We start from the raw sequence: 22,547 nt of genomic DNA on the forward strand, positions 1-22,547 counted from the left end.
TGATTTATATGACGAAGTTCGCAGTGCCCGTTGCGGTGGTGATCGCGTGGGAGCGGCGTGGTTAATAAAGGTTCATATTGGTTCTATGCACAGAACTTGCTACGATGCCGGGATGAAAACATCACTCGATCACCTCCCTTCGGATAAACAACAGCAACTGCGCCATGCGGTTGAGATCATCGTGCAAGCGGTTAAGCCCAGTATGCTGATTTTATTCGGCAGTTATGCCCGTGGTGACTGGGTGGACCATCTCGAAGAGGACCGTGTCCATTACCGCTATCAAAGTGATATGGATATTCTCGCCATTGCCAAGAACGGTGCATTGGCGCGCAAGATTGAATCCAAACGGTCACTGAGCAATCGTTTGATGCGGGAAGTTAAAACGCCGGTCAGCCTGATTGCAGAAGAGATTTCGTTTGTGAATGCCCAACTGGCCAAGGGCCAATATTTTTATGCCGATATCTATCGCGAGGGCATTTTGCTGCATGATACCGGCAAGCTGGCACTGGTGGAGCCGAAAGAACTGTCTCTGCCTGAACGGAAAATGGAGGCGCAAAGGCATTTTGAGTATTGGCTGAATTCAGTGAATGGGGAAATTAAAGCTTTTCAATTGATTTTTGATGGAGGACTGGACAAAAAAGCAGTTTTTCACCTTCATCAGGCGACTGAACAACTATATGCAATGATCTTATTGGTCTTTACCCATTACAAACCCAAACTCCATGATCTGGAAAAACTCCGTACATTAACCGGCAGCATCGAGCCCGAATTTTTATCAGTATTTCCGCAAAACACTCCATTTGAACAAACCTGCTTTGAGCTACTACGGCAAGCCTACGTGGAATCGCGTTACAACCCCGGATATTCCATAACCACCGAACAACTGACTTGGTTGGCAGAGCGGATCGAGCACCTGCAAGCATTGGCGGAAAAACATTGTCGGGCCAGGATTGACAGTTTGGGTTGATGGCAGAGCAGGGAGGTTGTACTGCTTCACTCTGCTCTGACAGCGTCGGGTTTTGCATAGGTTTGCTTTCCGGTAAACCATTGTTAACCCCGATATCGAAAACATGAAGCATATTTTATATAGCGTTGGGCCTGCCACCACTGTATATGGAACTCTGACAACGACGATTAATCATGATTTCTTTACTCAAAATGGCGGTGACTATTTTGCGTTCGTACATGAGTTCAGACACTTAATGCCAGAGAATGATCGGTTATTTAATTCTTCTGGTAATGCAGCTCTTTTGTTTAATACAGATTCTTACCTGCCTCACGAAAAGGATGCTGACAAGTGGGCTTCAGGGTTTTTATCTGGTAATTGCGAGTGTGAGCAATGAAAAAAGCTTATTTATTGATTATCTTCATGTTTTCTGTGTATACGTACGCGGAAAATGACGATAGAGAGTATATTTATCAAAGTATCAACAAACCCGCTGATTTTTATTTTATATTTAGGAATAACTCAACCCAATATATAGATGTTTCGACGGATAACCATGAATGCAAAACAACAAAGAAAGGTTTTTGCATTCAAAATAGAGCCTTTGAGTTATTCATACCAGAACAATTTAAAAGTATTTCAAAATGGGAGTACAACGGCTATGAGTATTCGAGAGGTATGATTAAAAAGTTAAATATCTTGGGAAAACACTTTGAGGGATATGAAATTTCAAGGCATATAAAGAATGGTGAAATTAAGTTTTTTTATACCGAAAAATATGGACTCATCTATTTTGGAATAGAAAACAATGGGCACATGCAATCACTATTTATCTCTTCTCTCAACTGTGGCCTGTTTGCTCTAAACTCATGTGACGATTGAAGAGTACGACCAGAGCCATCATCTATATACGAGGGCTATACTGAAGTTTCATTAAATACTGCCCAAATAGGAGATGTTGTAGTTACGTCCGACGATCCATATGGGCATATGGGGTTTTACTATCCTAAACCTGCTTACACTTAAATGGTAGACCCATCTACTATCTCGGCAGCTACAGATAAAAGTCACTTGTTCTCTGAGGATTATAACAGGATAAAGTGGAATGACTGGGGTTTTAGACCAGGAAAACAGCCAAAAGTGTTTAGGTGCGATTGTGATTTATAAAAAATATATAAGCATATTTACTAGTTTATTTGTTTTACTTGTAAGCGTTTTTTTTTCACCTGCATATGCGGGTGAAATTTATGTAATAAACAATATTTTTATTTTGTGCGGAGTGGTATTGCTTATGCAGCTATTAGGAGGATTGATTACAGCATTTAAATACTCAAAACCAATACCCAGGGTAGTATATGGTTATTCAATATATATTCTATCTTTACTGTCGTCGTGGTTTTCAGGAGTTGCTATTGTATACCTTATTAACAAGACAATTCCGATAACTACTGTAACGAGCATGATCATCATTTTAAGTGTGGGGATCATTCCGCCAACTATATTGTTACGAAGAATGTCCTAAATACACCCAAGTCTAGAGTGCATTGAAGCGTTTTGTCAGCAATTAATCAATTCAAGTTCTTCACACCATAATCACAATGGGTGGTATGTTATGGATTATCAGTATCGGTTTATTGGTAATAACTGCATCTACTAGCCAAGCAATTAGCGATGATGAGTGGCTAGTTCCAATTCATATTCCTTCAAAATATGTTAATTCAGGAGGATGCGGTTGTGGACAGTGAATTTATAGTCTTAAATCAAACTCGTTTTTTTTAGAGCATCAGATGATAAGTGCCGCCTTATTTGCCTGCTAAATCCAAATGCTGGATCACGTCAATGTATGAATCTGATCAACTGATCTCTAATAAGAGAAGAGTTAGTGGGTTCTTAAATCACTACTCAGGTCAGACTTATGTTCCAGATAATGCACGTGATCAATATTTATTTGATGTGGTTTGTCAGTGGCAAGAGAATTTGGTTGAGTTGGCTTAATCCCCCCAACTGGAGCTGTTCATTTAATGATAAAGGGGGCAGGTCTACTGAGATGACTCGCCTCCTCATCCTCAAGTAGGATGGAGGCGTCAAACCAACAGAGGCGAATCATCATGGCCATTAAAACCTTAGGTATCGATCTTGGCAAGCGCTGCTTTCATGTGTTGGTTGTAGATGAAAACGGCAAAGTCTTTATTAAGCAGAAATTATCACGGACGAAGCTGATTGAATTTCTATCAAAGCCTTATTGGTTTTGAAGCGTGTGCTGGTGCTCATTATTGGGCAAGGAAAGTATCTGCATTTGGCCATACTCCGAAATTGATGCTAAGGCAGTTCGTCAAACCCTACGTGAGGTCCAACAAGAACGACTTTCTGGATGCCGAAGTGATCGCTGATAGCCGGTCAAGTACGTCTCAGAATGAACGCTTACGACACAACGGCGGTTGCTCAAGTCCTTAGACAATGTCTTCGATCAGGTCTCTCATCAGCTTTTTAGCATTAATCGGCGGGACTTCAAACTGCAGATCCTTGACACTCATGCTGAATGGCTTTCCTTGTTCATAATGAATTGGCAGCGTGACACCAAAGCGGTAGTCCGGCCCAAAACTATAGGAGGCAAATTGCCATGTATTATCGTAAATATCTCTACCCAATAGTTTGGCGTTGATATAACCGGCAATGTCGAAGGTAAATTTGGGTGAAGCATGCAGTCCCATGTTCATGTCCATGATCAGTCCGCTTGCAGGGCTCCAGCGGGTGGATGCATCTGCTTTGGCAACACCTGTCAGGCCGGCCATCCCTCCCAATTCGATACCGCCTGTTGCACTGGCCAGACCGCCTCCAACACCGACGCCGGCGCGGGCTGCAAGTCGAATACCAGCATCAGCGGGTATTTTCACTTCTGCATCTCCCGAGACGGTGGTGTTATTGGGGTGGGCGGAGTGATAGCTCACGCCCAACTGCAACTTGGTTATCTGGCCAGGGCCAATACTGGCGATGGCTTTCAGGTTAGCGCCAATTTCGGCAACGATCAGCGGCACAATCGGTACCTGCACGGATACGCTGAACAGTTTACGATTAAACGCCTTGCGCTCAAACAACGTGACAGGATTGGCCAACGACAACTGACCGTTGGCCAGAATATCCCCGCTGGGTTGCAGCTGAACCCCAACCAATCCTTGTAACCATGGTGTCAGTTGCATCGACAGACGACCACCTCCAAAGATTTTGAATTTGCCATCGGCTGCTGGTGTATTCATCAGATTACCGGTTTTTGGATCAATGCCGCGGTTGGTGACTCCGGCGTGCAGTTCACCGCTGAATAAGCCACGTTTGTATTGACCGCTGCCTTCGGCGGTAAAGGCGCCGTCGTCATAACTCACGGTAAATTTTCCTTTGATTCCGGCGATCCGTGCTTCGACTGCACCGCTGGCGGATACTTTAAATCCAGGCGCATCGCGGCGTTCAGTGACTTCCACGGCGAGTTCGGCATTATCGATACCGGGAATGGTCTTGCCGGTTTGTGCAGTGCCGTGCATGGAAAGGCCTGTGCGGCTGTGATAGCCGATAGTGAGTGAACTTTGGTCGATGCCCGGCAGGTTAAGGTCTGCGGTACCGGTGATGGACAGCCCATCGTTTTGATGATAACCAACCGTTGCCTTGGCATGACTGACACCCGGTATTTTGCCTTCGGCTATTTCTGTACTGCCATTCAGGTACCATTTTCCTTGTTGATAACCGACGGCGATGTCTGACTTGCCAAAAATCTGCTCATCCATTTTGAATGTACCCGCCAGAGCCAGTGATCCAGTGGTATCCGCTGTTGCGCTGACTTTGCCGGACCCAACGCGGTCTATGGCGAAGTTCACCTCTCCATTGGCACTGAGTCCTTTGCTGGTAGAGAGTGCCAGCGTCAGTGATGATTCATTGAGGTGGAAGGGGGCTGGTACGGAAACTTCCTGACTTGCGAAGGTTTTTTCGATACTCAGTTCGTTGCCTGTGATGGTAAAATCTATGTCCGCTCCGCGCAGCAGTGGCAGATTGGTCACGACTTTCCCTTTGATTATCAGATTATTATTCTCATCCAGAGTGACCGAGGAGAGTGTTAACGGACTGAGGGCTTTGACTTCCAGGTTCTGCTGAAAAATTTTATTGATTTGTCGTTCTGCCTGACTGAAGTTCAGGTATCCGGTCTGTGCCAGTCCGGGCATGGGCGAGATTGAAAAAGCCACTTCGACACCGGCACTCTTCAGAGCTGGGTTATCCGGCCAGAGTACCCCCACGATTTTGATCGGGTCTTCGTCCTTATCGTTGAAAATGGCGGCGTGGGGCTTGAAGCCGGTGATAAAGCCGGTATCCGTAAATGGAATTGACTTATCTGCTGACTCTGCCAGTTCGATGGTTCGGGAACGTCCGCCTGAAGCGTTGTTAAAGATCAGGAATTCGCCTTTTCCGGGCTGCAGGCCGGCTTTTTTGACTTCTGACCGACTCATGGCGTTCAGCGGTTCCAACTGGGTTGCGCGTTCAGCGATGTCCGCTGCCGTATAGTTTTCGGAATTGCCTTTGAACGGAGCATCCCAGATGATGTTTTCAAGGGTGACGCTGTAGGTTTTTCTGACGGTATCGACATCCGGTTTATTCGGATTGTTCCAGGGTTCTAATACACTGCCGATACCCTTGTTGATGGCATTGTTGATACGAGCGCCGGCGCTGCGGTTGGTGGAGCTGTCCAATAACCATAAATTGTCTTCATCCGGTTTTTTGTCATCACCACCGAGTTGATACTCTTTCTTATGGTCCACATCGTAGAGCTGGGTGTTGCCTTCGGGAGTCCAGTATGGACGTATGATGCGTTTGATCAGGGTATCCCGATTACCAATCACAAATTGCTCATTTTTAGGCGCGACGCTGAGAAAATAGATAGGATCTTCTTCACTTCCGGTATGCCAGGCCCGGCGTGACTGAAGCTTGTTGTCGAGCCTGCGCGCCAGTCCTGAACCACCCTGAGTCATTTGTTGCCACACGGCAATTTGTCCGGTTTTACGGGGAACGTCGCTGCGCCGGATTTCAATATCATGGCTACCGGTTTTGGCTTCCTTGGCGGCAATTGCCGGAAAGTGAATGGTGTTGATGGTTAATCGCTTCGCCGAGACTTTACCCTCTGGCCCTTCATAACCCTGACGGTTGTTGATGCTCTCACGGGTATTGGGTGGAGCGGTTGTAGCAGGACTTGCTGGAGTCGTTGTCGGGGTTCTTGCTGGAGCGGTTTTGGATTGTTCGGCTGCTGGCGGTTCAGTCTCTGATGGTTTCTGCGCTAACATAGTGGTACCTTTGAATAGTTCATATACGGGTGGACGGCGTTGATAAGTGGCAACTGTCTGGATGATGGTCAGGAATGCAGGCTGCTAACTCAGGCTAGTAGTTCAGGGAAATCGATGACTGCCAGATGGTGATGTTGCTCTGCTGTCAGCAACCGGATGTACTGATGCCCGGCATGAGCACAACATGAATCGCCACCGGGTCACTGACTGAAGGTTTCATTATTGTCTGATGGTCGTCCTCAGAACTTTTTCTGTCAATAATCGTTCAAAATATACGAGTATGATTCGGACGAAAACGCTCCCGTAGCTGTTGCGATAGTGTTGTCATCATTGCGTACCTGAACATACAGAAAATAATCTCCCACCGGCACCAGATTGGGGTTGCTCAGCAGAAATCCAGCCATGTCGTAGGTGTCTGAATTGGAAATGCTGACGGACTGGATGTGGGAGTGCTCCAGAACCGGTTTAATGGCAACGGGCAGAGCACCGATTTTGGTGAACTGATCGCTTGTCTGAATAGGATCATCATCAGCCACCAGGTAAAAATCCAGCCAGATCCAGGTGCTGGGAAAGTGGGAGTTGGGAAAATCCTCGGCTGCCAGATTTTCGATGTCCAGCTGACAATGACTGAACAGTTGGTTATTGCCGGGATCGTAAGTGGCGCTGATGTCACTGACTTTGAGGTTGCGGTGGGCATAACCGTTCACGGGTGGTTTTGAGAAATCCACGTGGTCACCTTCGATACCGGCATAAACGAAGCTCTGTTCGTTGATGTCGGCGATCACCGCAAAACCCTTGTGTTGACCGGGTGCGGTATCGCCGAAGGTATTGTTGTCAAAGGTGATATTGAGCTCGCCTTTGTTGATACGTTTTTGCAGTGTGGTGGTAATGTCTCTGGCTTGTGAAGTACCAGTGCTACCGCCGTAAACCGCATATTTGATGGAGATGTTGGGGTTCATATCTGAGTCCTGTTGTATTGGCTGAATGGATAATGTGATGGCATGGTGCAAGGCGTGGCGTTACAAGCTCAGTGGTTCGCCCCAGCAGATCATGACGGCGCCATTTTGTCCGGCGTTGGAGAATCCAGGCTGATCGCCACCACCGCCGCCGCCGCCAGCGACATAGGGATATTGCTGCAATAGACTACCGGGACCGCCAGCGCCGCCCTGTACGTCTTGACTGTTTTGTCCGGCCAGGCCATCGGCGCCTTTGCCAAACAGGCCTACACCGCCACCCTGGCCGCCAGTACCGGCTTGATTGCCACTGCCTCCACCACCGCCAGCGCCATGGCTGCCTGGACCGGGATTGCCGTTGAGACCCCCGCCATTTCCGCCGTTGCCGCCATAGCCGCCGGCACCGCCGCCGCCGCCGGCATCAAAACCTTCTTCCAGTGCAGATCCACCGGCTCCTCCTTGACCGATGATCGCCTGGGTGATGATACCCATGCCAATACCACCGTTGCCGCTGGTTGCTTCTTCCATTCGTCCGCCTTTACCACCGGTTGCCTTGAGATAATTAAGTATGGCGCTGTCACCACCATCGTCACCCTGGCTGTCTTGATTGTGGCCAGCACCGCCAGCACCAACGGTGATGCTCAGACTGTTGGTCAATGGCCTGATAGAATTGGCTGCTGCCAGACCACCGCCACCACCACCAGAGCCTATTCCGGGGCCGCGTCCGCCACTGCCTCCGGCACCGACCACCACCATGTGCAGGTACTGCACGCCAGTTGGCACGGTAAAGGTATAGTTGCCAGGGTTGGTAAAAATAATGCCACAGCCATTCAGTACCACCAGACCGCCACCGACATCGTCACCATCCTGACCAATGGTGATTGTCGGCCGGCCAAAACCGAGCCCTTTTAGTTTGCTGTCATGTACAGTGTGCAGCTGCTGAAGTTGTCGGGTATTGTTGCCATCTTTAATAAAGCATCTGGTTAATGCCCGGAACTCCTGACCTTTTTTGAAATACAGCATAAGCACCTCAACTCACAGTGATATACAGGGCGAGAATTTTGCCATCCGGAATATCATCGGCGGTGATCGTCTGACCGGTATCCTCAACAAATTCGAACAGGTTTTCGAGTGAGAGCGCAGAGGCCAGCGTTGCTGGTGACAGCGCTACATCGTTGCGGGTCGTATCTGCTGCCTCATCTGCTGTCGCCAGTTTTAAAATGCCTTTCTGGGACTGGCTGGCGACGGGCAGGTTGGCAGTTTTGATTTTCTTTTGAGTGGTCAGGAAGCTCAGTTCGTTTTCGATATCTGTCACCGGCAATTTGTCCACCGGTACCAGGTCGCTCAGAGCTTTCGGGTCCAATTGTTGTAGTCCTGCACCATTGCCTTCAAACATATCAGCAACGACTTTGCTGTCGCTGTTCTGAGTCAGTGTTGTCAGATCGATTTGTGCCGGCAGGCGTTCAGGGTTCAAAGTGCCCTGACTGATATGGCTGGCATCGAGATTGGTCAGCTCTGCACCGTTACCTTCAAAGCTGCCGGCTTTAACGGTAGTGTTTGCGCCGTCTGTCAGTTGAGTCAGGTCGATGTGGCCGGGCAGTCGGTCATTGGCAAGGGTGCCGCTGCGGATGTTTTTGGCATTAAGGTCAGTCAGTTTTTCGCCGTTGCCTTCGAAGCTGCCGGCTTTGATATGACTGTCTGTGACGGTGTCGGCTCTGCTCAAATCGATTTTTACTGGTAGTCGGTCATTGGCAAGGGTGCCGCTGCGGATGTTTTTGGCATTAAGGTCAGTCAGTTTTTCGCCGTTGCCTTCGAAGCTGCCGGCTTTGATATGACTGTCTGTGACGGTGTCGGCTCTGCTCAAATCGATTTTTACTGGCAGTCGGTCAATGGCAAGGGTGCCGCTGCTGATATTGTTGGCGTTGAGGTTGGTCAGGTTTGCGCCCTTACCATCGAAGCTTCCGGCTTTGATATGGCTGTCTGTGACGGTGTCAGCTCTGCTCAGATCGATTTTTGCTGGCAGTCGGTCATTGGCAAGGGTGCCGCTGCTGATATTGCTGGCGTTGAGGTTGGTCAGGTTTGCGCCCTTACCATCGAAGCTACCGGCTTTGATATAACTGCCTGAAACAGTGCCGCTTTTGCTCAGATCGATTTGTGTTGGAAACCGGGCATTGTCCAGAGTACCTGTGATCAGTGCGTCTGCACTGGTGACGGCATCAATCAACTCGCCAAACTCATCTGAGGTGGGCACGTCACCGGGTTCAAAATATTTTTTCAGGCGTACATCGATAGATGGTTCTTGGGTGTCAGTGGACTCAGCCAGGGTACTTTTTATGTTCGTAGTCATAGGAATGTCCTGTGTTTTCTATGCTGGGTTGAGGATGATTCCGGGAGGTTGTATGAACCCGGCAAGGTGTTGATGTTGGGTTAATGGTGTTCCATGGCACGATCAATTTCCCGGACCACAGAGACGGCACCGGGTTCTGCAATGGTGACAGGAATGGATAACGACAGCATCAGGCTTGGTTTGGGAGTGGAGCCCATGGCCTGCCAGACTTGTCCGGTCACTTTTTCACTGTGTTCGCTGCCAAATAACGTCATGCGGATGCCGAATGGATCGGTGTTCAATTGAAATGCCTGTTGCAAGTCTGTCGGCAGAAAATCGAAGTAACCCAATCCGGTAATGAGATAACCGATTAACATGTGTTCAATCAGAGCGCTGCCGGTTTTGTCCTTGCTCCAGACGGTTAGCATGTAACTGATATCGACGTAGCGCGGCTCCTGATAAATGGTGCTTGAGGTCTTTTGATCATTGATCACGGCGCGCACCGGATCACTGCGGCGACGGCTACGGTCTTCGGCAATACCGATCAGGTAACAGTTGATAACCGGACGGGTCGATAGTTCGCTGACGAAGCTTTCGTCGGGGGCTACGAAACTGAGTTCAATCTCGCGCTCGCTGTCGTTATCCAGAGCCAGAACGCGCCGTTCTATCAGCGCCTGAAGCGTTTGTTGTACTTTGTGCAGAATAAGTGGGTCCATGGTGGCTCCTTACTGTTGGCCCTTGAGCCATTGATTGACTTTCTGGATAGCCAGATAACCGGCATTGTGTTTGTCCAGTTCCCGCAGAATGGCGCGCGCCAGAATGTCAGCAGAGATGCGGGTGTGTTGTTCTGCCAGACAATACAGCATGGCCAGTTCGGCAATATTGGCGATCTGGGCCGGACTGAACTCGAAGGCGGCTGCCAGGCTGTCCAGACCGATATTGGTTGCCGGTTGGTATTGCCCCCGAAGTGCGTGTTGCCAGAGACTCAGGCGGGTGGATATGTCCGGTAGTGGAAATTCAATAACGCTGTGGAGGCGGCGTAAAAAGGCTTCATCCAGGTTGCTTTTGAAGTTGGTCGATAGCAGTAGCAGGCCCTGATAGTGCTCCATGCGCTGCAGCAGATAACTGACCCCCATGTTGGCGTGTTTGTCATGACTGGAGGAGATTTCACTGCGCCGGCCAAAAATGGCATCGGCTTCGTCGAACAGCAGAATGGCATGCTGACGTTCGGCCTGATCAAACAGACTGGCCAGATGTTTTTCACTTTCGCCGATCCATTTACTGGCAACATTGGCGAGGTTGATTTTGTACAACGGCAACACCAGTTCGGCGGCCATCGCTTCTGCAGCCATGCTTTTCCCGGTGCCGGGCTTACCCCAGAACAGCGCCTGAAGACCCGGTTTGAAACGGGTCAACTGCTGGCTTAGTTCAGAGGAATAGCGTACCCGTAAGATCAATTCCTGCAGTTGTTGGCGAGTATTGGCGGTAAGGACCATATCGGTCCAGCTCACACCCGGCGGAGATAAAGTCGCCAGTTGTGGATGTTCGCTCTGGTATTGAGTCAGACAGGCGTGTTGCAATTGGGTCAGCAGTGTTTCGTTATCGTCCAGCTCTTCGGCGCTTTGGCAGATCTGTGCAATCCTGCCAGGCATGAACGGATAAAGACGCGCCAGCCATTGCGCCTGTTCCATGGTCAGGCCGTTGTTGCCGATGTTCTGGCCCAGCTGCTGCCATAAACCGCAACGTGTGGGTTCATCTGGTTGTGGGCAATTGACGGGTGTAAATGTCGCTGTTAACAGAGAACGGTAATAGGCAGCATCGCCGGCTGTTGATGGTTCCGGTTGGTCGCAGACAATGCACCCGGTATTCAACTGCCGCCAGTCATCAAGTATGCCCGTCAGCGCCGGTCTGATCTGACACATAGCCGCTCCCTGTGGCCAGTAAATAAAGGGATCGGAATTGTCCAGCGCAATATCGCGCAGCAGATAGCGAAGTTGTTCGTTGTCCGGTATTTCCGGAGTATCCAGAATGATGCAACGGTCGTGTCCAAGGGTGGCGGCTTTGGATAATATCCAGTGCAGCCGCTCGTCCGGATTTCCGCAATCAATGGTTATGATCGGTGCGGTGGTTTGCTGTAACTGATTGGAATAGCAGATGGCATGCCCGGTGTTGAGTGTGGCCGGCAGGGTCGTCTGCTCTATGCCGGATGACAGGCCGGCCAGTGTTCTGAGTACGGTTTCGTCCAGGTGCAGTGAGTGAGATACCGGACCGTTGGCAGTGATTAAATGCCAGCGTCGTAATGGTGAGTTCAACCAGTCCAGTGTGCTGGCCTGTGACGAGGGTAGGGTATCGGTCAGCAGGTGAGTTGCCCGGTAGAGACTCAGTGAGGGTCCCTGTTCATACCATGAGGTATTGAGAAAGGATGTAATCGCATCGGGTTCCATCGTGCAGATATATGCAAGAGTCAGCAGATAACGGCTTTTTTTATCGATTTTGAACGTTGTGTTCAGCCGTTCAAACGGTGAGCAGCATGATAACTGACGGAGCGTTTCCATAAATATCCGGTGATGTGAACGGATGACTTCTATATCCGCCTGCTCTGACAGAACAGTTCCAAGACGATAAAGACTGGCAGCCAGTTGCTGTTCAATCTGAACCTGATCCGGTGCCCGGTTCATTGACCGGTTTCCATTTCTCTGGCCAGTTCTTCAGCCCGTTTGCCGACCTGCCGTGCCCATTTTGAATCCAGCATTTCAACTGCAGCCCGGCTGAAGTCGCGGTTAGCGAGGGCTGCCAGCATGTTTTTGAATTTCAGCAGGCCGTTGACGCCAAGATTAAATGCCATATTAATCAGCACCCGGCGGCGGCATTGATCAAGTACCAGATAGACCGGTAGTTCGCTGTTTAATCGCTGGCAGGTATCATCGATATCATGGTCAAGCAGGGTCTGCGCCTCGGCGACGGTGATACCTTTATCCAGCAGAGCAATCTGACTGCGCTGACTGATGCCGTATTGCAGTACCTTTTTTGCCTGATCTGACCGGCCACGGTTTTCCAGCAACCAGGCTGCTTCTTCGACAGACAGTCCTTTATCGTCCAGATTGCGGCCGACACCGATGGTTCTTCTTCCGGCAGGGCAACGATAAATTTCTGTTTTGAGGCCTTCGTGACGAATCAATTGTGCTTGCAGCAACTGTTTACTGTGTTCACTCAGCATGATGTTGTTCTCCTGCATGAGGCATGGGAATGAGAGTTTCGATGGGTAGTGCCTGATCGGCCGACAGGGTGACTATGAGTGCCTGATCGAGCCTGCTGATCTCTACCACGAGTTTGTGTTTGCCTTTAACTTCCACCAGTTTGCCGATGAGTCCTCTCAGGGGGCCGGTGGCTACTCTGATGTGGTCTCCGGGTAGTAAGGTGTATTGCTGTTTGCTGATGGCCTGACCCAGATGGGAGAGATGCTTTAGGGCATTGATCTGTGTTGTGGGAATGGTGGCGGGCTGACCGCCAAAGCTGACCAGATAGGCAAAACCGGGTAAGTAGGTCAGGCGATGCAGTTGTGATTCCATCGCCTGGACAAATACATAATTTTTAAATAAAGGCATTTTTGCCTGATCCAGCGGGGTATAGCCTTCGATACCTTGTTTTGCGAGCGCTGCAATCAAACATAATTCTTTTCGGTATTTGGTATATGCCGCATACCATGCATAGTCCATCATTTTTCCTCCGGCAGGCTCCGCCAGTCCTGATAATTTCAGGTCACAAGAATGTTTCTATAGTTCGTAATAGACGGTGACAGATTAAATATGTGAAGTCTGATTAAATCGGATTGTCCGTAACTGCTGTCGGGTCAGTTGCACAATTTTCCGCAGATTGACGGTCGATATGTGTGTGTGCGATGCCATTTGCTGGTAATTCAGTCCATCCAGGACTCTCATGGATAATAGTTCTTGTTGTCTTTGTGGGAGTTTCATAATTGCCGAAAGCAATGATGATAATTCATATTCCCGCTCAATAGCCTGTTCCAGCGGTTCGCTGTTATTAGCGGCAAAAAAAAATGTATCCGGAGAATTGCAGACTTGTTTGACCAATTCAAATTCTCTGGTTTCGGTACGGTGCAGGTCAGTGCAGACATTGCGTGCCATAGTACAGAGCCATGCTAAAGGATTTTGGATGGAAGTATCGGTAGAGCGTAAAAAACGACAGGCTTTTTCGGCGGTAATTGACATGACATCATCGACGGTGTCGGGATTGTCAGATAAGCAACGCAGACAATAACGACGAACACTGTTCTTATGTTCCAGCCAGATTTTCGAAAATGCCTGATCAAGGTCCGTGTGGGTTACAGAAACTCTCATATTATCCCTCTTTGATTTGTTTAAAATCACAGGAGGAATGACGCTCATTCAGTAAATGTGTGAACAATTTGGCAGAAAAATCGGATTGAATGATTTTGGTTCGAATTTGGCCTGCTGGATAAATTCTGTTTATCTTTTCAATCGTACTTTAGGATGATCTTATATTATTAATTGAAATATCAGAGGCTGGTTGCTGTGATGGTTTATGTCTTTATTGGCAGCAAATGGCGTTGTCGTCGATTTATTTTGATATGCGAATCCGCAATCAGATTATAGAGAACCTCTGATAAATAAAAATGGTTTCGTAGTTACACAAAAGTCCGTTTGCAATGTAAAACAGATTGCTACAAAAAAGCACAGGATTCTGTATGTGGAGCCGGATTTTTTGACCTGAAAACAGGTTTTTTTCGGGTATTTCATGGTGGCTGGTGATTTTTATAAAGACTCTGCACATTTGTGAGCAGTATTCAGATCTGTTCAGGTTGATGCTTCATATTGTCATTCTTGAAACTGTAAATGGCTTCATTAATGTCCATTCTGGCTTACAAATTGTTCAATTGGGTGATGATGAGAATTATCCGATCAGGTTTCCATGGTGACTATAGAAATAATCCGTTGCAGTTAGTCCGGCATAAATGCTCAGCGGGTTAATGGTATCGGATGACGTATATTGGTGCAGTTATTAACCTGGAATTTTTTTTGACAAATCGATGACAGGGATATCAGGCACACACGATTTTTCCAGTTGATTCCGTGATGATTACCATTCGCTATAAGGTTATCGGTTCGGGGCGTATAAATCTCAATCTTTATTGAGTGGCTTTTCCTGCTTTAAGTTGCTTGCCACCGAGGTTTGTTTTTAACCATCCCCAGATGGACCGGGTGAGGCGATCGGGTCCGTCAGCAAAACGTGACGCTGCTGTAGGGTGTAAAATCTGCAGATAGGCGTTAATGGGTTTGTTGCGTTTGGATTCGGCCCGGGCAACGGCTGCCTTACGCTGTTTGGCACGAACAGTATCTGCCTGAGCCTGGTCGAAGTAAATGTCGAGGACAGGGATTGTTAGCGTACTGAGGTTACGTGGCAGATCCGGGACGGGAATATTCCTGGGAGTCTGGGGATTGACCATTATCAGCCCGTAACCTTCGTTGTTTTCCTGGGTCAGCTGCTCAGACATGTAGGCGGCGGACCAGTCAGCACCGGAACCAAATCCGATCAGCACCAGATTAAAAATATTGCGCTGTTGCAGAAAATCAATACCGGCGCGGATACGTTCATACATCTGCTCCGTCTGATCCGGGTTGTAATTGAAGGGTTGTGGTGCCGGTGACAGTTGTCTGGCCGGAATCGGCAAACTGGCGGGATCGGGTAGTGGGATGGCCAGAGTCGACCAGCCCACATCGGGCAGATAATTACGTACCTGTTCAAGCAGTTCAGGTGACATCGGGGATTGTTCGGTATCCGGGATGATTAATATCGCTCCCTGTGGAGACGCAGTTCGCTGCTCAATAAAGAGTGCGGTGATGTTGCCGCTGCTCATGGAAATATCGACCAGTTGGTCGGCAACGATGGATTGAGTGAAGTATTTTTTCAGATCTTCCATCTGTTGCTGTTCTGTCACCGCCATCGCTGTGCTGCTGCTGAACAGCAGGCTCGCACAGATAACAATTTTCGCCGTCGCCGGCCAGTGTTTGCCGTTTATCATGAATTTACCAAACTTCCTCTTCTGTCCTTTCCGGCGACTTGTTGATTTTCTGCTTGCGCTGCCAATAGTGCATTAAACATCCTGTCAAACTGCACTGATGAACCCCGGTATATCCCGTGTCTCAGTCGCTGAACCCCGGATCGATCCATGTTTGTTGTCGGCGGATTGGTCGCAGATTTTTGTATTGCCCTGGCTTTCCCGCCAACATTATTCAGGTTCCTTTGCAAAGGTAGTACCAGCGACCATTATTGGTGTAACTGTCTGCGTGGCCGAGTTACAATGCGCGCCCTTCAGACCCTAGCCAGAGAGAATATTCATGTCCACTGCTGTTATTGCTCCGTCCATCCTCGCTGCTGATCTGGCCCGTCTTGGTGAGGAGGTTGAAAACGTATTGGCCGCCGGCGCCGACTGGGTTCACTTTGATGTGATGGACAATCACTATGTGCCCAATCTGACCTTTGGGCCGATGGTTTGTCAGGCATTGAGGAACTATGGAATAACCGCGCATATTGACGCTCATTTGATGGTACGGCCGGTGGATCGTATCGTTGGTGATTTTGCAGCTGCCGGTGCCAGCTCCATTACCTTTCATCCGGAAGCGTCTGACCATGTTGACCGGACTTTACAATTGATCAAAAGTCATGGGTGCATGGCCGGTCTGGTACTGAATCCAGCCACGCCGTTAAGTTATCTTGAATATGTGCTCGACAAGCTCGACATTATTTTGTTGATGAGTGTTAACCCTGGATTTGGCGGTCAGTCTTTTATTCCCTCAACATTGAATAAACTTCGTCAGGTACGGGAGTTGATTGATCGCAGTGGAATGAATATCCGATTGGAGGTGGATGGCGGTGTGAATGTCGATAACATCGGTGAAATCGCAGCCGCTGGTGCGGATACGTTTGTTGCTGGTTCTGCTATCTTCGGTGCTCCGGATTATCGCGAAGTCATCAACCGCATGCGGGCGCAGATAAAATAATTCTGTTCAGTAAAGCTGAATATTTCTTCAGCATGAAACACAATTCCTGTTTTCAGAGTTCTGTTGGATTTTCTGAATATCACATCTGCCTGAACGCTCTTCTTTTTTGGAGAGCGTTGCAGTGTTCAGTATTGAGACTGTAAGCACTTTCAGTCGCTGTTTACGGATGCAAAAAATTTTCTGTAAGATTCTTTTAATTGTCAGGTTAATTACTTATTGATGTATTGAATGTTATTTTGATAACTAAAAATTACGGATAATTTTACGAGTTTTCTGAACATTTAATTCTTTTTTGTTTTATGTAATCTTTCTTTAATTTCGCTGATTTATGACATCAGTCAAAGACAGAAAAATCTTCCAAAAAAAACATTTCCAATCCCAACATATAGTGGCATATTCAGTCCCGTTAAAACTATATATAGTAGTCTCAAGGTTTGTAGTCACTAACCTTAAAACCCCGTAAATCCATCAAGTTTGCTTTGCATAGCAGAAGGATCTTTATATGACTGAAGTCGTGCCGCCTAATCAAACCGATAGCAGTGTTGTTCAATATCAAGAAGCCTCTCTAGACATCTGGGACAGTAAATATCGCCTCAAGGACTCCAGAGGAAATCCCGTTGACAGTGATTTGAATGCCACGTTCGCCCGCGTTGCCAGAGCCCTCTGCGAAGTTGAAAAAAAGAATGTTCAGAGCCAGTGGTTCAAAAGATTTTTGTGGGCACTGGAAAATGGTGCCATTCCTGCTGGCCGTATTACTTCCAATGCGGGGGCGTTGGAACACAAACCGGCGACGTCAACGATTAACTGCACAGTGTCGGGCACGATTTCCGATTCCATGGATGGCATTTTAGGTAAGGTCCATGAAGCCGGCCTGACCCTGAAAGCGGGTTGCGGCATCGGTTACGAGTTTTCCACGTTGAGACCAAAAAATGCTTTTGTAGAAGGTGCTGGCGCTTATACCTCAGGGCCACTGTCGTTCATGGATATCTACGACAAAATGTGTTTCACCGTCAGCTCCGCCGGGGGCCGCCGGGGGGCCCAGATGGCAACCTTTGATATCAGCCATCCGGATGTTCTCGATTTTATTAAAGCCAAACGTGAAGATGGTCGATTGCGTCAGTTTAATCTGTCGTTGCTGATCACCGATGGATTTATGGAAGCGGTGATCAATGATCAGGATTGGCCCCTGTGTTTTCCGTTGACTGAGAAAGAGCTGGAACGTTCCGGACTTGAGCTGGACAATCCAGAGCAAATTGTCTGGAAGGATTTTCATGTGACCGATGGTTACGTCAGCAATGATCTTGGCCAGATAGCTTTTAAAATATACGGCAAAATTCCGGCTAGAAAGCTGTGGAATGTGATCATGACCTCCACCTACGATTTTGCTGAGCCGGGTTTTATTCTGATTGATAAAGTCAATGAGATGAATAATAACTGGTTCTGTGAAGAAATACGGGCCACTAATCCCTGCGGTGAACAGCCTCTGCCGCCGTATGGCAGTTGTTTGCTGGGTTCCATCAATCTGACCAAATTTGTTGAATCTCCGTTTACCGACAATGCCCGTTTTGATTGGGATAAATTCCGTGAAGTGGTGGCCATATTTACCCGCATGCTGGATAACGTGGTGGAAATCAATGGCCTGCCTCTGCCGCAACAGCGAGTTGAGATTACCGAAAAACGGCGTCACGGTATGGGATATCTGGGATTGGGCTCGGCCATTACCATGCTGGGTATGAAATACGGTGATCCTGATTCGATTGCTTTCACCGAAGAGGTCACGCTGCAAATGGCTCTGGTTGGCTGGCAGCAGGCACTGGAACTGGCGAAGGAAAAAGGCGCAGCACCGGCGTTGTTGCACGAATATGAGCTGACTGAAGCGATGTTGCGCAAGCGTCCTGAACTGCTGGCTGATGGTTATAAAGCCGGTGATAAGGTGCCCGGAAGAATTTTACATGCCCGCTATAGCCGTTATATGCAGCAATTGGCGGAAGAGGCTCCGGAACTGGTGGAACAGCTGGCGGAAACCGGCGCACGATTTACCCATCACAGCTCGATTGCGCCGACCGGTACCATTTCTCTTTCTATTGCGAATAATGCTTCAAATGGCATTGAACCGAGTTTTGCCCATCATTACAGCCGCAATGTCATTCGTCAGGGGAAAAAATCAAAAGAAAAAGTCGATGTGTTTTCCTACGAACTGTTGGCATATCGAACCCATATCAATCCCAGGGCCATGCCCTATTCGCAACAGGACGATGAAAAGCTGCCGGATTATTTTCTGACCTCCGACGACATCACACCCACACAACATGTTGATATTCAGGCTGCGGCGCAGAAGTGGATTGATTCTTCTATTTCCAAAACGGCCAATGTACCGAGTGATTATCCGTATGAGGATTTCAAGGATATCTATCTGTACGCCTACCAGAAAGGATTGAAGGGATGTACCACGTTCCGTTTCAATCCCGAAGCTTTCCAGGGGGTTCTGGTGAAGGAAAAAGATCTGGAGAGTACCGTATACCGCTTTGCGTTGCAGGATGGCACGGTCATCGAGGCCAAAGGCAATGAAGAGATTGAATATGACGGGGAAATTCACAGCGCCGCCAATTTATACGATGCATTAAAAGAAGGTTATTACGGCAAATTATAATGGCTGAAGACCTGACGGTTTGATGCAGGAGACAAGATAATGGTTAAAAAAATAGACAGTAAGATCGTTGCTTATGAAGTGGTGAATCTGGACGAGCAGCGCAAAATCCAGCAGCAGAAAGATGAGCAGCAACATGATATCCAGCACATGCATGAAAGTGTTGAACGGCCGGAGCTGCTGATGGGAGCAACCTATAAAATCAAGACGCCTCTGAGTGAACATGCCATGTACGTCACGATTAATGATATGGTGTTGAATCCCGGTACTGAGCATGAGATACGGAGACCTTTCGAAATCTTTATCAATTCCAAAAACATGGATCAGTTCCAGTGGGTGGTGGCACTAACCCGGGTCATCTCCGCGGTTTTTCGCAAAGGTGGAGATGTGACTTTTCTGGTTGAGGAGTTGAAGGCCGTGTTTGACCCGAAAGGCGGGTATTTTAAACCCGGAGGCCGTTTCATGCCGTCGGTGGTTGCCGAAATCGGCTATGCCATTGAAAGCCATCTGAGGATGATCGGGATGCTGGAGCCGGAAGGGCTGAGCGAAACCCAGCGGCAGATATTGGCTGAAAAACGTGCCGAATATGAAGCCATGAACGGTCAGGCCCGCGAAATCACGGGAGGTGATTTTCCAGCAGATGCCCGCTTGTGCGATAAATGTCATACCAAGGCGGTGATTCTGATGGATGGCTGCACTACCTGTTTGAGCTGTGGTGATTCCAAGTGCGGTTAGCAGATCTTTATTCAGTTGGAAATCGTAGTTAGCACACAACAGAAAGTTTGTATTAACCTTGTGAGTGGCTTATTACCGGGAAAGCAATAGTGTTCAGACTCGCAGTGAACATATCCCCACAGGCTCGTATGCAGCATTCATGCTGTGTACAGCCTGGAGCAGTGTGTACTCCTTTCAAACGTCTCATGAGTATGTCGGGTTAAAAATGTGTTTCAGGAAGGTGTCACTATTGGCCAGAGTTAACGCCAGATTAATAGTAATTTTGGACGGAAATATGCCGTAAATAATAACGATGATGGCACGGTCTTCGGGTTCGAAGAATGGCAAGGGAAGAAAAAAAAGGTGGCCAAAGCGAACTTTGGCCACAAACGAAGGGTAGATTCCATTAGTCAGGCAGGTAGTTTTACCGGACTAATGGTGTAATGCGTAAACGCATTACCATTGGCCAAAAGCCAATGTTTGCACTGCAAAACCAGGGAGTCTCAAACATTCCTCCAGGTTTTCCAGAACGATTTTCAAACAGACCTGGCGGCCTGTTTGAAAATTGGGTCAGTGGACAAAAATCAGATACTGCGTGCCACTTCATAGGCATCCCAGACTGCGTACATAATGTTCTGTACTTGCCTGGAATCACCAATCAGGTGTACATCCGCCAGTTGGTTTTTCACCTCATCAAATAGGCTTCTTTCAGAGTGATAGCCAACGGCCAGAATGGCTGAATCCGCCTTGATAGTCGTTTTCTCACCAAGGTTCTGATTATGGATGACAAAACCGTCTGCATTCTGTTCAACGACTTTGGAGCTGGTGAAAATCTCGATTTTCTTGAATCGCATGAGTTCGAGTAACATCTCACTGTTGGCATGGCACAGTGGTCCGGCAAGTTGCAGCAGGCCATCCTGTAATTCAACCATGTATACTTTTTTACCCATGTTGTGCAACCACAGTGCGGTCTCGCAGCCGACCAGTCCGCCGCCTATGATCAGAATGGTGTCGCCAGGATCTTTCCTGCCCAGCAATACGTCGGTGGCAGTATAGACATTATCGGCTCCGGGTATTTCCAGCATTCGGGCTTTTGATCCGGTTGCCATGATCACGGTATCCGGTTTATGTTGCGCAAATGTGTCCGGACCGACAGGACTGTTCAGATGAACGTTGATTTTCAGTTCTTCGAGTTCGGCGCGGTACCAGTCGAGCAGGGCGAAATCGTCTTCTTTGAAATCCGGAACCCCGCCTGCCAGTACCACTCCGCCGAGTTTGTCGCTGGCTTCAAATAATTCCACTTCGTGACCACGCAGTTTGGCAACCCGAGCGGCTTCCATACCGGCGACACCACCACCGACGATCATGACTTTTTTCTTAATTAATGCAGGAATCAATGCGTAGTCTTTCTCACGTCCGGCGGCCGGATTGACGGCACAGGAAACCGATGTGAATTTTGCCAGGCGTCCCATACAACCTTCCTGACAGGACAGACATGGACGGATTTTTTCCGCTTTTCCGGCTTTGACTTTATTGGGGATATCCGCATCAGCCAGTAAGGGTCTGGCCAGACCAATCATATCGGTTTTACCTTCCGCAATGGCTCTGGATGCCAGCTCGGGGTCGTCCATACGACCGGCGGTGATGATCGGAATTTTCACCGTGTTTTTGAGAATTTCGTTATAGGGCAGGTACAGCCCTTTGTCCTGATACATCGGTGGATGGCTCCAGTACCAGGAATCATAAGAGCCGACGTCACCGTTCAGTGCGTCATAGCCTGCCGCTTCGAGAATTTTGGCCGCTTCGATACCTTCTTCAATGTCGCGCCCTTTTTCTTCAAACTCTTCGCCTGGCAGACCACCTTTGAGCCAGTCTTTGATAAAGCTTTTAATGCTGTATCGCAGCGATACCGGGAAGTCCTGGCCGCAACGTTCTTTGATCGCCTTGACGATATCCGTTGCAAACCGCAAGCGGTTTTCCAGGCTGCCGCCATATTCATCAGTTCTGCGGTTAAAGAATGAGATAGCAAACTGATCTAGCAAATAGCCTTCATGGACAGCATGGATTTCCACACCATCGAAACCTGCTTTCTGACTGATTTCTGCAGAGTCGGCAAATTTTCGAATGTAGGTTTTGATTTCTTCAATGGTCAACGCCCGACAGGTAACTCCAGGAATCCAGCGGTGGGGAATCTCTGAAGGTGCCACAGCTGTTCTGCCAACAATGGAAGGAATACTGACCCGGCCAAAACCGGCAGACAGTTGCAGGAATATTTTTGCGTCGTAAGCATGAATCCGCTCGGTCATCAATTTTGCAGTTTTGATGAAATTAATGGGGTTCAGGGTAGGGCAAGGCATTGATGGCAGAGCGCATTGTTCTATCTCGTTCTCTACCATGGTGACTCCCGGCATGATCAGGCCGGCACCGCCGCGGGCACGCTCGACATAGAATTCAACGCCGCGTTCATTAAAGGAACCATCTGCGTCGCAGAAACCGCCAGGACCCATGGGAGCCAGCATGTAACGGTTTTTGATTTCCACGCTGCCGATTTTGATTGGCTCAAAAAGATTTGGATATTGTTTGCTCATAACATCACCTGCTTAAAA

19 protein-coding genes are annotated in these 22,547 nt (G+C 48.4%); 8 read left to right on the forward strand and 11 right to left on the reverse strand.

Translation table 11 applies throughout. From position 1 onward, the window contains the following. Nucleotides 1-112 precede the first annotated feature (112 nt). From YC6258_RS09730 to YC6258_RS29745, 5 genes are all read left to right on the forward strand, one after another. Nucleotides 113-967 carry a HEPN domain-containing protein gene (locus tag YC6258_RS09730; protein WP_044619920.1) on the forward strand — a complete coding sequence of 285 codons (855 nt, stop codon included), beginning with the start codon at nt 113-115 and terminating at the stop codon, nt 965-967. 103 nt (nt 968-1,070) lie between these two features. Continuing rightward, nucleotides 1,071-1,343: a hypothetical protein gene (locus YC6258_RS09735; protein ID WP_044616819.1), complete on the forward strand. Its 273-nt coding sequence runs from the start codon at nt 1,071-1,073 to the stop codon at nt 1,341-1,343. Further along, on the forward strand, nt 1,340-1,828 hold the full coding sequence (locus tag YC6258_RS09740; RefSeq protein WP_044616820.1) for a hypothetical protein: 489 nt from the start codon (nt 1,340-1,342) through the stop codon (nt 1,826-1,828). The genes YC6258_RS09735 and YC6258_RS09740 overlap by 4 nt, the downstream gene beginning before the upstream one ends. A 223-nt stretch (nt 1,829-2,051) precedes the next feature. After that, the gene (locus tag YC6258_RS09745; RefSeq protein ID WP_044616821.1) at nt 2,052-2,468 is read left to right on the forward strand and encodes a hypothetical protein; all 417 of its coding nucleotides are present in this window, start codon (nt 2,052-2,054) and stop codon (nt 2,466-2,468) included. A 586-nt stretch (nt 2,469-3,054) separates the two neighbouring features. Continuing rightward, the gene (locus YC6258_RS29745) at nt 3,055-3,198 is read left to right on the forward strand and encodes an IS110 family transposase (protein ID WP_144407607.1); all 144 of its coding nucleotides are present in this window, start codon (nt 3,055-3,057) and stop codon (nt 3,196-3,198) included. 198 nt (nt 3,199-3,396) lie between these two features. Here the strand turns inward: YC6258_RS29745 and YC6258_RS09750 are convergent, their stop codons facing one another. The 10 genes from YC6258_RS09750 to YC6258_RS09795 form a co-directional block, all read right to left on the reverse strand. Continuing rightward, on the reverse strand, nt 3,397-6,261 hold the full coding sequence (locus YC6258_RS09750; protein WP_044616822.1) for a hypothetical protein: 2,865 nt from the start codon (nt 6,259-6,261) through the stop codon (nt 3,397-3,399). A 254-nt stretch (nt 6,262-6,515) separates the two neighbouring features. Continuing rightward, nucleotides 6,516-7,220, reverse strand: a complete 705-nt coding sequence (locus YC6258_RS09755; RefSeq protein ID WP_044616823.1) for a hypothetical protein — start codon at nt 7,218-7,220, stop codon at nt 6,516-6,518. A gap of 60 nt (nt 7,221-7,280) precedes the next feature. Continuing rightward, nucleotides 7,281-8,237 carry a glycine-rich domain-containing protein gene (locus tag YC6258_RS30235; protein ID WP_052830197.1) on the reverse strand — a complete coding sequence of 319 codons (957 nt, stop codon included), beginning with the start codon at nt 8,235-8,237 and terminating at the stop codon, nt 7,281-7,283. Nucleotides 8,238-8,244: 7 nt separating this feature from the next. After that, nucleotides 8,245-9,561: a hypothetical protein gene (locus tag YC6258_RS09765; protein ID WP_044616824.1), complete on the reverse strand. Its 1,317-nt coding sequence runs from the start codon at nt 9,559-9,561 to the stop codon at nt 8,245-8,247. Between the two features lie 80 nt (nt 9,562-9,641). Next, a complete protein-coding gene (locus tag YC6258_RS09770; protein ID WP_044616825.1) occupies nt 9,642-10,256 on the reverse strand; it encodes a Pvc16 family protein in 615 nt (204 codons plus the stop codon). Nucleotides 10,257-10,265: 9 nt separating this feature from the next. Further along, nucleotides 10,266-12,218, reverse strand: coding sequence for an ATP-binding protein (locus tag YC6258_RS27250; protein ID WP_052830198.1), 1,953 nt, complete (start codon nt 12,216-12,218; stop codon nt 10,266-10,268). Continuing rightward, nucleotides 12,215-12,757, reverse strand: coding sequence for a glycoside hydrolase family protein (locus tag YC6258_RS09780; RefSeq protein WP_044616826.1), 543 nt, complete (start codon nt 12,755-12,757; stop codon nt 12,215-12,217). Before YC6258_RS09780 ends, YC6258_RS27250 begins: the two co-directional genes overlap by 4 nt. Further along, nucleotides 12,747-13,259 carry a transcription termination/antitermination NusG family protein gene (locus tag YC6258_RS09785; RefSeq protein WP_044616827.1) on the reverse strand — a complete coding sequence of 171 codons (513 nt, stop codon included), beginning with the start codon at nt 13,257-13,259 and terminating at the stop codon, nt 12,747-12,749. Before YC6258_RS09785 ends, YC6258_RS09780 begins: the two co-directional genes overlap by 11 nt. An 81-nt stretch (nt 13,260-13,340) precedes the next feature. Further along, entirely contained in the window at nt 13,341-13,898 is a 558-nt protein-coding gene (locus YC6258_RS09790; RefSeq protein WP_044616828.1) for an RNA polymerase sigma factor, read from the reverse strand. Nucleotides 13,899-14,707: 809 nt separating this feature from the next. Then, nucleotides 14,708-15,601, reverse strand: coding sequence for a DUF3530 family protein (locus YC6258_RS09795; RefSeq protein ID WP_044616829.1), 894 nt, complete (start codon nt 15,599-15,601; stop codon nt 14,708-14,710). Nucleotides 15,602-15,917: 316 nt separating this feature from the next. On the opposite strand from YC6258_RS09795, the gene rpe reads away from it, so the two are divergent. From rpe to YC6258_RS09810, 3 genes are all read left to right on the forward strand, one after another. Next, nucleotides 15,918-16,580, forward strand: coding sequence for a ribulose-phosphate 3-epimerase (rpe, locus tag YC6258_RS09800; protein WP_044616830.1), 663 nt, complete (start codon nt 15,918-15,920; stop codon nt 16,578-16,580). A gap of 502 nt (nt 16,581-17,082) precedes the next feature. Next, a complete protein-coding gene (locus tag YC6258_RS09805; RefSeq protein ID WP_044616831.1) occupies nt 17,083-19,230 on the forward strand; it encodes an adenosylcobalamin-dependent ribonucleoside-diphosphate reductase in 2,148 nt (715 codons plus the stop codon). A 39-nt stretch (nt 19,231-19,269) separates the two neighbouring features. Further along, complete coding sequence (locus tag YC6258_RS09810; RefSeq protein ID WP_044616832.1) at nt 19,270-19,962, forward strand: TSCPD domain-containing protein; 693 nt, start codon at nt 19,270-19,272, stop codon at nt 19,960-19,962. 563 nt (nt 19,963-20,525) lie between these two features. On the opposite strand, the gene YC6258_RS09820 is transcribed toward YC6258_RS09810, so the two are convergent. Then, nucleotides 20,526-22,529: an oxidoreductase gene (locus tag YC6258_RS09820; RefSeq protein WP_044616834.1), complete on the reverse strand. Its 2,004-nt coding sequence runs from the start codon at nt 22,527-22,529 to the stop codon at nt 20,526-20,528. Between the last annotated feature and the right edge of the window lie 18 nt (nt 22,530-22,547).

The sequence above is a fragment of the Gynuella sunshinyii YC6258 genome (assembly GCF_000940805.1).
GTDB lineage: Bacteria > Pseudomonadota > Gammaproteobacteria > Pseudomonadales > Natronospirillaceae > Gynuella > Gynuella sunshinyii.

Excerpts from the sequence above, each read along its gene's own strand:
- YC6258_RS09730 (WP_044619920.1), top strand. The coding sequence starts at position 113 with ATGAAAACATCACTCGATCACCTCCCTTCGGATAAACAACAGCAACTG.
- YC6258_RS09735 (WP_044616819.1), top strand. The coding sequence starts at position 1,071 with ATGAAGCATATTTTATATAGCGTTGGGCCTGCCACCACTGTATATGGA.
- YC6258_RS09740 (WP_044616820.1), top strand. The coding sequence starts at position 1,340 with ATGAAAAAAGCTTATTTATTGATTATCTTCATGTTTTCTGTGTATACG.
- YC6258_RS09745 (WP_044616821.1), top strand. The coding sequence starts at position 2,052 with ATGACTGGGGTTTTAGACCAGGAAAACAGCCAAAAGTGTTTAGGTGCG.
- YC6258_RS29745 (WP_144407607.1), top strand. The coding sequence starts at position 3,055 with ATGGCCATTAAAACCTTAGGTATCGATCTTGGCAAGCGCTGCTTTCAT.
- YC6258_RS09750 (WP_044616822.1), bottom strand. The coding sequence starts at position 6,261 with ATGTTAGCGCAGAAACCATCAGAGACTGAACCGCCAGCAGCCGAACAA.
- YC6258_RS09755 (WP_044616823.1), bottom strand. The coding sequence starts at position 7,220 with ATGAACCCCAACATCTCCATCAAATATGCGGTTTACGGCGGTAGCACT.
- YC6258_RS30235 (WP_052830197.1), bottom strand. The coding sequence starts at position 8,237 with ATGCTGTATTTCAAAAAAGGTCAGGAGTTCCGGGCATTAACCAGATGC.
- YC6258_RS09765 (WP_044616824.1), bottom strand. The coding sequence starts at position 9,561 with ATGACTACGAACATAAAAAGTACCCTGGCTGAGTCCACTGACACCCAA.
- YC6258_RS09770 (WP_044616825.1), bottom strand. The coding sequence starts at position 10,256 with ATGGACCCACTTATTCTGCACAAAGTACAACAAACGCTTCAGGCGCTG.
- YC6258_RS27250 (WP_052830198.1), bottom strand. The coding sequence starts at position 12,218 with ATGAACCGGGCACCGGATCAGGTTCAGATTGAACAGCAACTGGCTGCC.
- YC6258_RS09780 (WP_044616826.1), bottom strand. The coding sequence starts at position 12,757 with ATGCTGAGTGAACACAGTAAACAGTTGCTGCAAGCACAATTGATTCGT.
- YC6258_RS09785 (WP_044616827.1), bottom strand. The coding sequence starts at position 13,259 with ATGATGGACTATGCATGGTATGCGGCATATACCAAATACCGAAAAGAA.
- YC6258_RS09790 (WP_044616828.1), bottom strand. The coding sequence starts at position 13,898 with ATGAGAGTTTCTGTAACCCACACGGACCTTGATCAGGCATTTTCGAAA.
- YC6258_RS09795 (WP_044616829.1), bottom strand. The coding sequence starts at position 15,601 with ATGATAAACGGCAAACACTGGCCGGCGACGGCGAAAATTGTTATCTGT.
- rpe (WP_044616830.1), top strand. The coding sequence starts at position 15,918 with ATGTCCACTGCTGTTATTGCTCCGTCCATCCTCGCTGCTGATCTGGCC.
- YC6258_RS09805 (WP_044616831.1), top strand. The coding sequence starts at position 17,083 with ATGACTGAAGTCGTGCCGCCTAATCAAACCGATAGCAGTGTTGTTCAA.
- YC6258_RS09810 (WP_044616832.1), top strand. The coding sequence starts at position 19,270 with ATGGTTAAAAAAATAGACAGTAAGATCGTTGCTTATGAAGTGGTGAAT.
- YC6258_RS09820 (WP_044616834.1), bottom strand. The coding sequence starts at position 22,529 with ATGAGCAAACAATATCCAAATCTTTTTGAGCCAATCAAAATCGGCAGC.